Genomic DNA, 14,184 nt, shown 5'->3' with positions numbered 1-14,184 from the left:
CTATGTAATAGCTATGTAATAAAGATAATTTGATTTTTTTCCGTTAAATATCAAATTTAAGTTTGATTTAAGTCCGGTATTTTAAAGCCACTAAAACCAGAATTAAGCTTGAAGTGATAAGCACTAATCCTAGGTTTTGAACCTCGCCGGCGGCCATTAATCCGAGCGCTAATCCTAAATAGTAAAACAGACCTAAAATTGCGCCGGCGGTGCCTTTTCTGTCTTGATAATGATTTAGAGCATGCGCCAAAATATTCGGAATCGCGACCCCATAGCCCACCACAATGCCCATGACTGGTAGTACAAACCAAATACTATCCTGTAGTAGATAAACTAAGCCGCCGCTGATTAAAGAAACGCCACTTGCCGATTTGACGAGCTTTTCGGGTGACCACTTTTTCGTCAATAATGTGCGATTGATCAGTGAACCGAGACCAACACCAAATGCTAACAGAATTCCAGTTAGACCAAATTGTTGCTGGTTGAACGCTAATTGCTCAAAAATAAAGGGTCCAAGCTGGTAGTAACTGAATAAATTAATGTTGAAAAATGCAATCAACATCACATTTTGGAAAATTCGTTTATCCCCTAACATGTGTAAAAACGTGGTTAAAAATGGGGTTTTGATCACGTTCTGTGGTTTGGTCTCAGGAAGCTTATAACATGACCATAACAAAAGTATGGCGGCTAAGAGAGCCAAACCCATAAAAACGGCTCGGTAACTACCTAGCCAAACTAAGCTGGCACCGAAAATCATACCAAGCGCGGGGCTTATCGCTAAGGCGATGCCCATCACTGAGAAAACTTTGGCTAATTTATGACCTTGAAAACTGTCACGCATCATGGTTTGTGTGCCAATAGAGCCGACCGCAGCACCAAACGCAGATAACATACGCAGTAACAGTAACCCATAGAAATGTGAGACAAAAAGAGTGCTTACAGAGGAAATTCCATACAGAAATAACCCAAGCAAAATAGTGGGACGACGCCCAATCACATCACACATTCTGCCCCAAAATACGACTCCAAAAGCGAAAGCGAAGAAATATAGCGAAAGCGTTTGAGAGGCTTGTTCGGCATTCACCTGAAATGCAGCTGCAATATCCGTTAACGCTGGGCTATAAATGGTTTCGACAATTTGCGGAAACATCATTAGCGCTATTGCTAAAGATAATGAAAGTACGCGTTCCATATTGATTTACCTATTATTTTCAAAGTATGTGGAATGGCGCAAATTTTAGTGGCTTTTTCTTTGTCTTATTACAATAATAAAGACAATAAATATCAAAAAAGAGACATTTATGGCGTGGTTATTACAGACGGATGAATTTCAAACTCACTGGTATGATGCCCCCGTATTGGGGATTGCAGCCCAAATGGGGCAACATGATTCAGGAGCGCATACCCATGAAATGGGGCAGTTGTTATTTACACAACAAGGCTGTATTCGTATTAGTTTAGAGAACAATATCTCGCTGTTGCCGCCGGGGAGAGTTGCGTGGATCCCGCCATTTACACAGCATCGAGCACAAATGCGCGCTTCGGTAGGATATCGGTCTGTTTACTTAAGCCAAGAATATGCGCAGCAAATATTTGGTCAGGTGTCTATTTTAAGTATCTCTCCTTTGCTTCGAGAATTGTTGGAACGTATCGCGGTGGCACCTTTTGAGAGTGACTGGCGAGAAGGGCGACTCGCAAGGTTACTGCCTGTTTTTATTGATGAATTACAATGTGCAACAGTAGAGCCGACGCGACTTTCTTTACCTCAAGATAGACGCTTTAAGTCCCTTGATCTCGAACGGCTTCCTCCACCTTTGAACCAATTAGCTCAAACGGTTGGTGCCAGTGAGAAGACCATTACACGAATATTTCTAAAAGAGACGGGAATGAGCTACCAAGCGTGGCGACAACAATGGCGGTTTATCAAAGGGATAGAGTTATTAGCACAGGAGAAAAGCTATGGATTTATTACTCAAGAGTTAGGTTTGACCAGTGACAGCGCATTTATTAGTTTTTTTCGCAAAATGAGCGGGATGACACCTCGGGAATACCGCGGTGAATCAAGACTAAAAAAATAGAATAAAAATAGAACGTTAGAAATTAAAAAGCCCCGAATCTTCGAGGCTTTAATGATGAGTGAGTTAAATTACTTTTTGTCTAACTCAGAACTGAATTCACGTCTGTCGTAGCCAGTATACAGTTGGCGAGGACGCGCAATCTTCAGACCTTCATCGTGCATTTCGTTCCAATGTGCAATCCAACCAATAGTACGTGCAATCGCGAAGATAACGGTAAACATTGAAGATGGAATACCCATTGCTTTTAGGATGATACCTGAGTAGAAGTCAACGTTAGGGTACAGTTTCTTCTCAATGAAGTACGGGTCGTTCAGCGCGATGCGTTCTAATTCCATAGCCACTTCAAGCAGGCTATCATTTAGACCCAGCTCGTTCAGTACTTCATGGCAAGTTTCACGCATAACGGTAGCGCGTGGGTCATGGTTTTTATAAACACGGTGACCGAAGCCCATTAAGCGGAAAGAGTCGTTTTTATCTTTTGCACGTTCGATAAATGCTGGGATGTGCTCAACAGTTTGAATCTCTTCAAGCATACGTAGGCATGCTTCGTTAGCGCCACCATGAGCCGGTCCCCACAGAGACGCGATACCTGCTGCAATACACGCAAATGGGTTAGCACCGGAAGAACCTGCGGTACGGACTGTTGAGGTTGATGCGTTTTGTTCGTGGTCAGCGTGCAGGATCAAAATACGGTCCATTGCGCGCTCAAGTACTGGGTTAACCACATATTCTTCACATGGAGTAGAGAACATCATGTGCAAGAAGTTACCCGCGTAAGATAAATCATTACGAGGATAAACAAAAGGTTGACCAATAGAGTATTTATAACACATCGCTGCAACGGTCGGCATTTTAGACAGCAGACGGTAAGCGGTGATTTCACGGTGGCGAGGGTTATTAACGTCTAATGCATCGTGGTAGAACGCTGCTAGAGCACCTGTTACCCCACACAGAACGGCCATTGGGTGAGAGTCACGACGGAAACCATTAAGCATGCGAGTGATTTGCTCATGGATCATGGTGTGGCGAGTCACCGTATTTTTAAATGTATTGTACTGTTCTTGGGTTGGAGCTTCGCCGTATAACAGGATATAACAGACTTCAAGGTATGAGGCTTGAGTGGCGAGTTGATCAATTGGGAAACCACGGTGGAGTAGAACGCCTTTATCACCATCGATATAGGTAATTTTTGACTCACAGGATGCGGTAGAAGTAAAACCGGGGTCGTATGTGAAGAACCCTTTAGAACCTAAAGCTCGTACATCGATAACATCTTGGCCAATGGTCGGGCTTAGGATGTCTAGTTCGAAATCACCTTTACTTCCAGTCATTATCTTAGCTTTGTTATCAGCCATTTACGGTCTCCTTAGCGCTTGATAATCCACACTCAACAACCCAGAACTCAGCGTTATACTGCGTCTTTGAGCATTGTTCTATCGGTGTGTTGAGAAAATCAGCGGGATATCACATAAAACCTTGAAATCCGGCAACCAATATCAATACCGATAACAATGTGGTTAGGTTGTTTGCGAGTGTATAGGGCGTTATGTTCTTTTTTTGTTGTTTTCTCTACAATATCATTATTTGTGGTAAGGGAAACAACTTTCATAACTTTTGTTTATACTTGCATACTCATTCACATTACTACACGACTCTGGGTCATCCGTAACGTATTCAGATAAATCTATCAGGCATATATGTAAGATAAATGTTGAATCATTGTCAAATAAGATAAGCACATTTATATAAAATGTTTAAATCGTGATCCTTCTCACTGTTCGGGCTAAATGTCTCCAAACCTTTTGTGTGGGAATTGTAATAGCAATGTGAAGACTTTATACTGGCGCCAGGTCTCCGGATTACCCTGAGTAGGAGTTCCCAGCGTGATCAGTATGCAACTTTATTCAAACATGATGGATTAAAGTTTGTGTTAAGTTGCATTTTGTACCCCTGTCGCTGTCTGATTTCCACCCCAGGTCCGGAGGATGGAAAATAATAAAGAGCTGTGTGGGCAAAATTGTGAAAAAACAAAGACCTGTCAACCTTGATTTGCAGACGATTCACTTTCCGATTACTGCAATATCGTCGATCTTGCACCGTGTCTCTGGCGTCATTACTCTCATCGCAGTTGGTATTCTGCTTTGGTTGCTAGGGACTTCTCTCTCCTCTCCAGAAGGTTTTCAATACGCGTCTGAAATAATGACTGGCTTTTTTGCCAAGTTCATTCTTTGGGGGATCTTAACAGCGCTGGCTTACCACATTTGTGGTGGTATTCGTCATATGCTGATGGATTTCGGTTGTGTTGATGAAACCCTTGCTGCGGGTAACTCATCCGCAAAAATTACATTTGTAATTACTGTAATTCTGGCAATTCTGGCGGGGATCTTAGTATGGTAAGTAATGCATCAGCTTTAGGCCGTACTGGTATCCAGGACTGGCTGCTAATCCGTGGTTCGGCGATTGTTATCGTCCTCTACGTACTCTACATTGTTGGCTTCGTAGCAATTAATGATATTACCTATGAAGTATGGCGTGGCTTCTTTGCCTCCTCTGTGACCAAAGTATTCACCATCCTCACATTGTTCTCGATTCTTGTGCATGCCTGGATTGGTATGTGGCAAGTACTGACTGACTATGTTAAGCCGCTGGCGATTCGCTTAGTGCTGCAACTGGCCATCGTGGTTGGTTTACTGGCTTACTTAATTTACGGAACAATTGTTGTGTGGGGTGCATAAAATGAATCTGCCAATCAGAGAGTTTGACGCTATCGTTATCGGTGCGGGCGGTGCAGGTATGCGCGCAGCACTACAAATTTCTCAACAAGGCCTATCTTGTGCTTTGTTATCTAAAGTTTTTCCAACTCGTTCTCATACTGTGTCAGCGCAAGGTGGTATCACTGTTGCACTTGGTAACACACACCCTGACAACTGGGAATGGCACATGTACGACACCGTTAAAGGTTCCGACTATATCGGTGACCAAGACGCTATCGAATACATGTGTAAAACAGGACCGGAAGCTATCCTTGAATTAGAACATATGGGATTGCCTTTCTCTCGTCTTGATGATGGTCGTATTTATCAACGCCCATTCGGTGGTCAGTCTAAGAATTTCGGTGGCGAGCAAGCGGCACGTACTGCTGCGGCAGCTGACCGTACTGGTCACGCACTGTTACATACTCTGTATCAGCAAAACTTAAAAAACCATACTACGATTTTCTCTGAATGGTATGCACTGGATTTAGTGAAAAACCAAGATGGCGATATCGTAGGTTGTACTGCAATCTGCATGGAAACGGGCGAACTGGTTTACTTCAAAGCGAAAGCAACCATCTTAGCAACGGGCGGTGCAGGTCGTATTTACCAATCCACTACTAACGCGCACATCAATACGGGTGACGGTGTGGGTATGGCAGTGCGTGCAGGCGTTCCATTACAAGATATGGAAATGTGGCAGTTCCACCCAACGGGTATCGCTGGCGCAGGTGTTTTGGTCACAGAAGGCTGCCGTGGTGAAGGCGGTTACCTGCTGAACAAAGATGGCGAGCGCTTCATGGAACGTTATGCACCAAACGCGAAAGACCTTGCTGGTCGTGACGTTGTTGCACGTTCAATCATGATTGAAATCCGTGAAGGTCGCGGTTGTGATGGCCCATGGGGTCCACACGCGAAACTGAAACTGGACCATTTAGGAAAAGATGTTCTGGAATCTCGTTTACCGGGTATCCTTGAATTATCTCGTACTTTTGCCCACGTTGACCCAGTTAAAGAGCCAATCCCAGTTATCCCAACTTGTCACTATATGATGGGTGGTATTCCAACTAAAGTGACGGGGCAAGCGATTCGCTATAACGAAAAAGGCGAAGACGAAGTGATTCCAGGTCTGTTTGCTGTGGGTGAGATTGCTTGTGTATCTGTACACGGCGCTAACCGTTTAGGCGGTAACTCCCTGCTTGACCTCGTGGTATTTGGTCGTTCTGCTGGCTTACACTTGAATGAATCCATCATGGAACAAGGTCCAATGCGTGATGCGTCTGAATCAGACATCGACGCAGCAATGGCTCGTTTCAATCGTTGGGAAAATGCGCGTACGGGTGAAGATCCAACTGATATCCGTAAAGCACTGCAATCTTGTATGCAGAACAACTTCTCCGTATTCCGTGAAGGGGATGCAATGGCGAAAGGCTTAGAAGAGCTGAAAGAAATCCGTGAACGTCTGAAAAATGCGCGTCTGGATGACACCTCAACTGAGTTCAATACCCAACGTATCGAATGTTTAGAGCTGGATAACCTGATGGAAACTGCTTATGCAACTGCACAAGCTGCAAACTTCCGTACAGAGAGCCGTGGTGCTCACAGCCGCTTTGACTTCCCAGATCGTGATGATGCAAATTGGTTATGTCACTCATTATATCTACCGCAATCTGAAACGATGACTCGTCGTGAAGTGAACATGCAACCTAAGTTGCGTGAAGCCTTCCCACCGAAGATTCGTACTTATTAATGCGTGGTGTTAATCCAGTTGCGGAGAAATAAACTATGAAACTAGAATTTTCGATTTATCGCTACAATCCTGATGTAGACAATGCGCCACGCATGCAAGATTACACCCTTGAAGTGAAAGAAGGGCGTGACATGATGCTGCTGGATGCGTTAATTCAGTTAAAAGAACAAGATCCAACACTCTCATTCCGTCGTTCTTGCCGTGAAGGTGTGTGTGGTTCTGATGGTCTGAACATGAACGGTAAAAACGGACTGGCTTGTATTACGCCATTGTCTGCTTTAACCCGTAGTGGCAAAAAAATTGTGATCCGTCCATTACCTGGTCTGCCAGTGATTCGTGACCTGATTATCGACATGACGCAATTTTATACTCAATACGAAAAAATTCGTCCGTATCTTCTTAATGATAATAAGAATCCGCCGGCGCGTGAAAACTTACAGCTACCAGAACAACGTGAAAAACTTGATGGTCTTTACGAGTGTATTCTGTGTGCATGCTGTTCAACTTCATGCCCATCTTTCTGGTGGAATCCGGACAAATTTATCGGTCCTGCGGGTCTGCTAGCTGCGTATAGATTCTTAATTGATAGTCGCGATACTGAAACAGATTCACGATTAGATGATCTGAACGACGCTTTTAGTGTTTTCCGCTGTCATAGCATCATGAATTGTGTCAATGTATGCCCTAAAGGACTAAATCCAACGAAAGCTATCGGTCACATTAAGTCTATGTTATTGAAACATAGTGCCTAAATCGATACAGCCTGCGGCGCTTAGGTGCCGTAGGCTAAATTTGGATAGCACAAAATACGTACTTAAAGTAAAAAATAAGCGTAAAGTAAGTATAAGTCTTAAATTGAATCACTGAAACGTAAAGTAAAAAGTCAAAAAGTGAAAGTAAAAAGCCAACTGCAAAACCAGATGAAGACACTTGCGAAAGCAAGGAACCTTTAAAAACCGTAGACAGTTTTTAAAGGTTCCTTAAAAGGGAAACCCTTAATTGATAAGAGGGACTCCCAAAGTGAGAACATGCAAAAAGCACGTCCAAGAGAACCTTTATCGAGGTCGCTTAAATGCGGCGATTAGTTAACCACGGCGAAAACTAAAGCTTATAAAGCTTAAGGGATCACAATGCAGAACGGCGTAATGAAGGACTGGCTGGATTCAAGCTTTCTGGCAGGCGCGAACCAGTCTTATATAGAACAGCTCTATGAAGATTATCTGACTGACCCTAATTCCGTAGATGTCGAATGGAGAGAAATCTTCCAGCAACTACCTGGAGCGGGTAATAGCGGTGAGCAATTACATTCGCAAGCACGAGACTACTTCCGTCGCTTAGCAAAAGATTCTACCCGTTACCACACCTCTGTTAGCGATCCAACGATCGACGCAAAGCAAGTTAAAGTTTTGCAGCTCATCAATGCCTTCCGCTTCCGCGGACATCAAAATGCAAATCTCGACCCGTTAGGACTTTGGAAACGCGAAGCCGTTCCAGATCTGGACCCTACATTCCATAACCTAACCAAAGAAGATTTCGACGAAACTTTCAACGTGGGTTCATTTGCAATTGGCAAAGAAACCATGAAACTCAGCGAACTATATGACCACCTGAAACGCATCTATTGCGGTTCCATTGGTGCGGAATATATGCACATTACTAACACAGAAGAAAAACGTTGGATTCAACAACGTTTAGAGTCTGTGAATGTTGCGCAGCAATTTTCTAAAGAAGAAAAACGTCGCTTCTTAGCTGAATTAACAGCAGCAGAAGGTCTTGAGCGTTACCTTGGTGCAAAATTCCCAGGTGCAAAACGTTTCTCTTTAGAAGGTGGCGATGCACTGATCCCAATGCTGAAGGATCTTATCCATCATGCAGGCAAACAAGACACTCGTGAAGTGGTGCTTGGTATGGCGCACCGTGGCCGCCTAAACGTCCTGATCAACATTCTGGGTAAAAAACCAGCCGAATTATTTGATGAATTTGCTGGTAAGCATAAAGACCATTCAAGCGCAGGTGACGTTAAATATCACCAAGGTTTCTCTTCTGATTTCGAAACGGCGGGTTCCCGTGTTCACTTAGCACTGGCATTTAACCCATCACACTTAGAAATCGTAAGCCCAGTGGTTATCGGTTCTGTACGTGCTCGCCGTGATCGTCTGGACGAAGGTCGCAGCAACATGGTTCTGCCAATCACCATTCACGGTGACTCAGCAGTAACCGGTCAAGGTGTTGTACAAGAAACCCTGAACATGTCTCAGGCTCGTGGTTATGAAGTTGGCGGTACCATGCGTATCGTTATCAACAACCAAGTTGGTTTCACAACCTCCAACCCGAAAGACACGCGTTCAACAGAATACTGTACTGATATCGTGAAAATGGTGCAGGCGCCTATTTTCCACGTTAACGCTGATGACCCTGAAGCGGTCGCATTTGTGACTCGCTTAGCCTTAGATTTCCGTAACACCTTTAAGCGCGATGTAATGATCGACTTAGTGTGTTACCGCCGTCATGGTCATAACGAAGCTGATGAGCCAAGTGCAACTCAGCCAATCATGTACCAAAAAATTAAACAGCATCCAACTCCACGTAAAATCTATGCAGATCGTTTAATCGAAGCTGGCGTAGTTTCTGCGAATGAAGTCACTGAAATGGTTAACCTGTATCGTGACGCGTTAGACCGTGGTGACTGTGTTGTTGAAGAATATCGTGAAATGGGTCTGCATTCTTACACATGGGAACCGTACTTAAACCATGAATGGAATGAGCAATACAAATCTAACTACGATATTAAACGTTTAACTGAGTTAGCAACTAAGCTGAGCACGATCCCTGAAGGCATCGTTGCGCAATCTCGTGTTGAGAAAATTTATTCTGACCGCGCTGAAATGGCGAAAGGCGAAAAATTACTTGATTGGGGTGCGGCAGAAACTCTGGCTTACGGTACGTTAGTTGATGAAGGTATTCCAATCCGTTTATCTGGTGAAGATGCGGGGCGTGGTACGTTCTTCCACCGTCATGCAGTTGTTCACAACCAAACTAATGGCTCTGTTTACGTACCTCTGCAAAATGTTCATAGCGGCCAAGGCGTATTCAACGTTTGGGACTCTGTTCTGACTGAAAACGCAGTATTGGCATTTGAGTATGGCTATGCAACAACTGAACCGCGCGCGCTGACTATTTGGGAAGCTCAGTTCGGTGACTTTGCTAACTGTGCGCAAGTTGTTATCGACCAATTCATTAGCTCTGGTGAGCAAAAATGGGGTCGTATGTGTGGTCTGGTTATGCTACTGCCTCATGGTTATGAAGGTCAGGGTCCAGAGCACTCATCTGCACGTTTAGAGCGTTACCTGCAACTGTGTGCAGATCAAAACATGCAAGTGTGTGTGCCATCAACACCAGCCCAGGTTTATCACATGTTACGCCGTCAAGCACTGCGCGATATGCGTCGTCCTCTGATTGTTATGTCACCTAAGTCACTGTTACGTCATCCATTAGCAGTTTCTAGCATGGATGAGCTGGCGAATGGTTCATTCCAACCAGTTATCGGTGAAATTGACGAAATTAATCCGAAAGATGTGAAACGCGTCGTTATGTGTTCCGGTAAAGTTTATTACGATTTATTAGAACAACGTCGTAAGAAAGAGCAAAAAGATGTGGCTATCGTGCGTATTGAACAGCTGTATCCGTTCCCACGCGAAGATATCCAAAAAGTATTCGCTCAGTACGCTCATGTGAAAGATTTCGTTTGGTGCCAAGAAGAGCCACTAAACCAAGGTGCTTGGTATTGCAGCCAGCACAATTTCCATGAAGCTATCCCAGCAGGCGCAACTTTACGCTATGCGGGTCGAGCAGCTTCTTCTTCTCCAGCAGTTGGTTATACCTCCGTTCACCAGGAACAACAAGCGGCCCTGGTTAATGACGCTTTGAACATTGCATAATTAAAGGATAGAAAATGAGTAGCGTAGAAATTCTTGTTCCCGATCTTCCTGAATCCGTCGCTGATGCAGCGGTTGCCACATGGCATAAAAAACCAGGTGACAGTGTTCAGCGTGACGAAGTTCTGGTTGAGATCGAAACAGACAAAGTTGTTCTTGAAGTTCCTGCAAGTGAAGCAGGTGTTCTGGAAGCCATTATTGAAGAAGAAGGCGCAACTGTTTTATCTAAACAGTTACTAGGTCGCATTCGTTTAGGCGATAGCACAGGTATCCCTGCTGAAGTTAAAGAAGCAGCACCTGCACCAGCAGCACGTCAAACGGCTAGCTTAGAAGAAGAAAGTAATGATGCGCTGAGCCCAGCGATTCGTCGTCTGGTCGCTGAGCACAACCTGAACCCTGCGGATATCAAAGGGACTGGTGTTGGCGGTCGTCTGACTCGTGAAGATGTTGAAAAACATTTAGCAGCTAAACCAGCTGCGGCACCTGCGGCTCAAGCACCAGCTGCAGCTCAAGCACCATTAGCTCACCGTAGTGAAAAACGTGTTCCGATGACTCGCCTGCGTAAACGTATTGCAGAGCGTCTATTGGAAGCGAAAAACAGCACGGCGATGTTAACAACCTTCAACGAAATCAACATGCAGCCTATTAAAGACCTGCGTGCACAGTACGGTGAAGCATTTGAAAAACGTCACGGTGTACGTTTAGGCTTTATGTCTTTCTACATTAAGGCGGCGGTTGAAGCACTGAAACGCTATCCAGAAGTGAACGCTTCTATCGATGGTTCGGACGTGGTTTACCATAACTATTTCGACATCAGTATTGCGGTATCAACACCGCGTGGCCTGGTAACCCCAGTTCTGCGTGATGTGGATGCAATGAGCATGGCTGATATCGAGAAAAATATTAAAGAGCTGGCTGTCAAAGGTCGCGACGGTAAATTAACTGTTGAAGATTTAAGTGGCGGTAACTTCACTATCACTAACGGTGGTGTGTTCGGTTCTCTGATGTCTACTCCAATCATTAACCCACCACAAAGCGCAATCTTAGGCATGCATGCCATCAAAGACCGCCCAATGGCAGTTAATGGTAAGGTAGAAATTCTTCCAATGATGTATTTAGCGCTGTCTTATGACCACCGTCTAATCGATGGTCGTGAATCAGTTGGCTTCTTAGTGGCTATCAAAGATATGTTGGAAGATCCAACTCGTTTACTGCTAGACGTATAGAAACATAACAGGGCAGGGGGACAGCCTGTCCGGTCTGAGGTAACCGATGCAGCCAGTTCGCTGGCTGCTAAATCTGTAACAATTGCAAGGGGCGATAAACGCTCCTCCAGACTCAATTATGGATAGAACATCATGAATTTACACGAGTATCAGGCAAAACAGCTTTTTACACGCTATGGTTTACCAGCACCAACTGGTTATGCCTGTTCATCAGTAGAAGAAGCAGTAGCTGCGGCGAAAAAAATCGGTAATGGTCCATGGGTTATCAAATGCCAAGTTCACGCAGGTGGACGTGGTAAAGCTGGCGGCGTAAAAGTTACAAAAGATATCAATGACATCCGTGAATTTGCTGAAAAATGGTTAGGTAAGAATCTGGTTACTTACCAAACTGATGCAAATGGTCAGCCGGTTAACCAAATTTTGGTTGAAAGCGCGACTGACATCGCTAAAGAACTGTATTTAGGTGCAGTCGTTGATCGTGGTACACGTCGTGTTGTATTCATGGCATCAACGGAAGGCGGCGTTGAAATTGAAAAAGTTGCTGAAGAAACACCAGAACTGATCCACAAAGCCGTTATCGATCCACTGACTGGCCCAATGCCATATCAAGGTCGTGAACTGGCATTCAAATTAGGCTTAACTGGCAAACAAGTTAGCCAATTCGCTAAAATCTTCATGGGTTTAGCAACCATGTTCTTAGAGCGCGATTTAGCGCTGATCGAAGTTAACCCATTAGTTATCAATACTGAAGGCGATTTAGTTTGCTTAGACGGTAAATTAGGCGTGGATAGCAACGCTCTGTATCGTCAAGCTGAAATGCGTGAAATGCACGATCCATCTCAAGAAGATGCGCGTGAAGCTCAAGCGGCTAAGTGGGAACTTAACTACGTTGCTCTGGATGGTAACATCGGCTGTATGGTTAACGGTGCGGGCCTTGCAATGGGTACCATGGATATCGTTAAACTGCACGGCGGTGCGCCAGCTAACTTCCTTGACGTTGGTGGCGGTGCAACCAAAGAACGCGTAACTGAAGCGTTTAAAATCATTCTTTCGGATAAGAGCGTTAAAGCTGTATTCGTAAACATTTTTGGTGGTATCGTTCGCTGTGACCTGATTGCAGACGGCATCATTGGTGCAGTAGAAGAAGTTGGCGTGAATGTACCAGTAGTTGTACGTTTAGAAGGTAACAATGCAGAGTTAGGTGCGAAAAAACTGGCAGACAGCGGCTTAAATATTATCGCTGCAAACAGCCTGACAGATGCAGCTAAGAAAGCAGTAGCAGCGGCGGAGGCTAAATAATGTCTATTTTAATCGATAAAAACACCAAAGTAATTTGCCAAGGATTCACTGGCGGTCAAGGTACTTTCCACTCCGAACAAGCTATTGCTTACGGTACAAAAATGGTTGGCGGTGTAACGCCAGGTAAAGGTGGTACAACTCACCTAGGTTTGCCGGTATTTAACACTGTGCGTGAAGCAGTAGAAGCAACCGGTGCAACAGCATCTGTTATCTACGTACCAGCACCATTTTGTAAGGATTCTATCCTTGAAGCGATTGATGCAGGCATCAAACTGATCATCACTATCACAGAAGGTATTCCAACACTGGATATGCTGACTGTTAAAGTGAAATTAGACGAAGCTGGCGTTCGTATGATTGGCCCTAACTGCCCAGGTGTTATCACTCCGGGCGAGTGCAAAATCGGTATCCAACCTGGCCACATTCATATGCCAGGTAAAGTTGGTATCGTTTCACGTTCAGGTACACTGACTTATGAAGCGGTAAAACAAACAACGGATGCAGGTTTAGGTCAATCAACTTGCGTTGGTATCGGTGGTGACCCAATTCCTGGTTCAAACTTTATCGATATCCTGAAATTATTCCAAGAAGACCCACAAACTGAAGCGATCGTGATGATCGGTGAAATCGGTGGTAACGCGGAAGAAGAAGCGGCTGCATACATCAAAGAGCACGTCACTAAGCCAGTTGTTGGCTATATCGCGGGTGTAACTGCACCTAAAGGTAAGCGTATGGGACATGCTGGTGCAATTATCGCTGGTGGTAAAGGTACTGCTGACGAGAAATTTGCTGCTTTAGAAGCCGCTGGCGTGAAAACTGTACGTAGCTTGGCTGATATCGGCGATGCTGTGAAGTCTATGCTAAACAAATAAGCGCAATATGAGCTTATAGCTCGTATCACGTAAGAGACGAAGCCCGTGCTTTCTAGGAAGCGCGGGTTTTTTTATGGCTAATGACCATGCTTATTTCATGTAATTCCTACTAAAAGATTAAAATGTAGGGTTTTCAGTGAGTAATACCAAAATAAATCAGCATAAATAGTAAGTTTTGGGTAAGTTTATTACTGAATATGAAATAGCACAAAATGGGAATTAGTCTAATTTGATATTAGATCAATTTTTTTATTTTTAGATTATTTTGATT

Annotated in this window: 11 protein-coding genes; 9 read left to right on the top strand and 2 right to left on the bottom strand. The window is 44.3% G+C overall.

Features of this window, described 5'->3' with window-relative positions:
* Nucleotides 1-67: 67 nt before the first annotated feature.
* Entirely contained in the window at nucleotides 68-1,192 is a 1,125-nt protein-coding gene (locus JK188_RS12030; protein WP_211887954.1) for a multidrug effflux MFS transporter, read from the bottom strand.
* Between the two features lie 109 nt (nucleotides 1,193-1,301).
* On the opposite strand from JK188_RS12030, the gene JK188_RS12025 reads away from it, so the two are divergent.
* Entirely contained in the window at nucleotides 1,302-2,078 is a 777-nt protein-coding gene (locus JK188_RS12025; protein ID WP_211887955.1) for an AraC family transcriptional regulator, read from the top strand.
* 68 nt (nucleotides 2,079-2,146) lie between these two features.
* Here the strand turns inward: JK188_RS12025 and JK188_RS12020 are convergent, their stop codons facing one another.
* Nucleotides 2,147-3,433 carry a citrate synthase gene (locus tag JK188_RS12020; RefSeq protein WP_036947815.1) on the bottom strand — a complete coding sequence of 429 codons (1,287 nt, stop codon included), beginning with the start codon at nucleotides 3,431-3,433 and terminating at the stop codon, nucleotides 2,147-2,149.
* Between the two features lie 652 nt (nucleotides 3,434-4,085).
* On the opposite strand from JK188_RS12020, the gene sdhC reads away from it, so the two are divergent.
* From sdhC to sucD, 8 genes are all read left to right on the top strand, one after another.
* The gene (gene sdhC / locus JK188_RS12015; protein WP_004909059.1) at nucleotides 4,086-4,475 is read left to right on the top strand and encodes a succinate dehydrogenase cytochrome b556 subunit; all 390 of its coding nucleotides are present in this window, start codon (nucleotides 4,086-4,088) and stop codon (nucleotides 4,473-4,475) included.
* A complete protein-coding gene (gene sdhD / locus JK188_RS12010) occupies nucleotides 4,469-4,813 on the top strand; it encodes a succinate dehydrogenase membrane anchor subunit (protein ID WP_036947812.1) in 345 nt (114 codons plus the stop codon). The genes sdhC and sdhD overlap by 7 nt, the downstream gene beginning before the upstream one ends.
* A gap of 1 nt (nucleotide 4,814) precedes the next feature.
* A complete protein-coding gene (gene sdhA / locus JK188_RS12005) occupies nucleotides 4,815-6,581 on the top strand; it encodes a succinate dehydrogenase flavoprotein subunit (RefSeq protein ID WP_108479381.1) in 1,767 nt (588 codons plus the stop codon).
* A gap of 35 nt (nucleotides 6,582-6,616) precedes the next feature.
* Nucleotides 6,617-7,333 carry a succinate dehydrogenase iron-sulfur subunit gene (locus tag JK188_RS12000; protein WP_036947808.1) on the top strand — a complete coding sequence of 239 codons (717 nt, stop codon included), beginning with the start codon at nucleotides 6,617-6,619 and terminating at the stop codon, nucleotides 7,331-7,333.
* 378 nt (nucleotides 7,334-7,711) lie between these two features.
* Complete coding sequence (gene sucA / locus JK188_RS11995) at nucleotides 7,712-10,519, top strand: 2-oxoglutarate dehydrogenase E1 component (protein WP_108479382.1); 2,808 nt, start codon at nucleotides 7,712-7,714, stop codon at nucleotides 10,517-10,519.
* A gap of 14 nt (nucleotides 10,520-10,533) precedes the next feature.
* The gene (gene odhB / locus JK188_RS11990; protein WP_036947796.1) at nucleotides 10,534-11,742 is read left to right on the top strand and encodes a 2-oxoglutarate dehydrogenase complex dihydrolipoyllysine-residue succinyltransferase; all 1,209 of its coding nucleotides are present in this window, start codon (nucleotides 10,534-10,536) and stop codon (nucleotides 11,740-11,742) included.
* A 132-nt stretch (nucleotides 11,743-11,874) separates the two neighbouring features.
* Nucleotides 11,875-13,041 carry an ADP-forming succinate--CoA ligase subunit beta gene (gene sucC / locus JK188_RS11985; RefSeq protein ID WP_006660449.1) on the top strand — a complete coding sequence of 389 codons (1,167 nt, stop codon included), beginning with the start codon at nucleotides 11,875-11,877 and terminating at the stop codon, nucleotides 13,039-13,041.
* Complete coding sequence (sucD, locus tag JK188_RS11980) at nucleotides 13,041-13,913, top strand: succinate--CoA ligase subunit alpha (RefSeq protein WP_036947794.1); 873 nt, start codon at nucleotides 13,041-13,043, stop codon at nucleotides 13,911-13,913. The genes sucC and sucD overlap by 1 nt, the downstream gene beginning before the upstream one ends.
* Nucleotides 13,914-14,184: the final 271 nt, after the last annotated feature.

Origin of the sequence: Providencia sp. JGM181 (assembly GCF_018257375.1) — a bacterium.
Lineage (GTDB): Bacteria > Pseudomonadota > Gammaproteobacteria > Enterobacterales > Enterobacteriaceae > Providencia > Providencia lanzhouensis.
The sequence above is the reverse complement of the archived record's forward strand: the minus strand, read 5'-3'. Positions and strand labels throughout refer to the sequence as shown.

Bases quoted from the DNA above. Each gene is read 5' to 3' on its own strand.
- JK188_RS12030 (WP_211887954.1), bottom strand. From the start codon at position 1,192: ATGGAACGCGTACTTTCATTATCTTTAGCAATAGCGCTAATGATGTTT.
- JK188_RS12025 (WP_211887955.1), top strand. From the start codon at position 1,302: ATGGCGTGGTTATTACAGACGGATGAATTTCAAACTCACTGGTATGAT.
- JK188_RS12020 (WP_036947815.1), bottom strand. From the start codon at position 3,433: ATGGCTGATAACAAAGCTAAGATAATGACTGGAAGTAAAGGTGATTTC.
- sdhD (WP_036947812.1), top strand. From the start codon at position 4,469: ATGGTAAGTAATGCATCAGCTTTAGGCCGTACTGGTATCCAGGACTGG.
- sdhA (WP_108479381.1), top strand. From the start codon at position 4,815: ATGAATCTGCCAATCAGAGAGTTTGACGCTATCGTTATCGGTGCGGGC.
- JK188_RS12000 (WP_036947808.1), top strand. From the start codon at position 6,617: ATGAAACTAGAATTTTCGATTTATCGCTACAATCCTGATGTAGACAAT.
- sucA (WP_108479382.1), top strand. From the start codon at position 7,712: ATGCAGAACGGCGTAATGAAGGACTGGCTGGATTCAAGCTTTCTGGCA.
- odhB (WP_036947796.1), top strand. From the start codon at position 10,534: ATGAGTAGCGTAGAAATTCTTGTTCCCGATCTTCCTGAATCCGTCGCT.
- sucC (WP_006660449.1), top strand. From the start codon at position 11,875: ATGAATTTACACGAGTATCAGGCAAAACAGCTTTTTACACGCTATGGT.
- sucD (WP_036947794.1), top strand. From the start codon at position 13,041: ATGTCTATTTTAATCGATAAAAACACCAAAGTAATTTGCCAAGGATTC.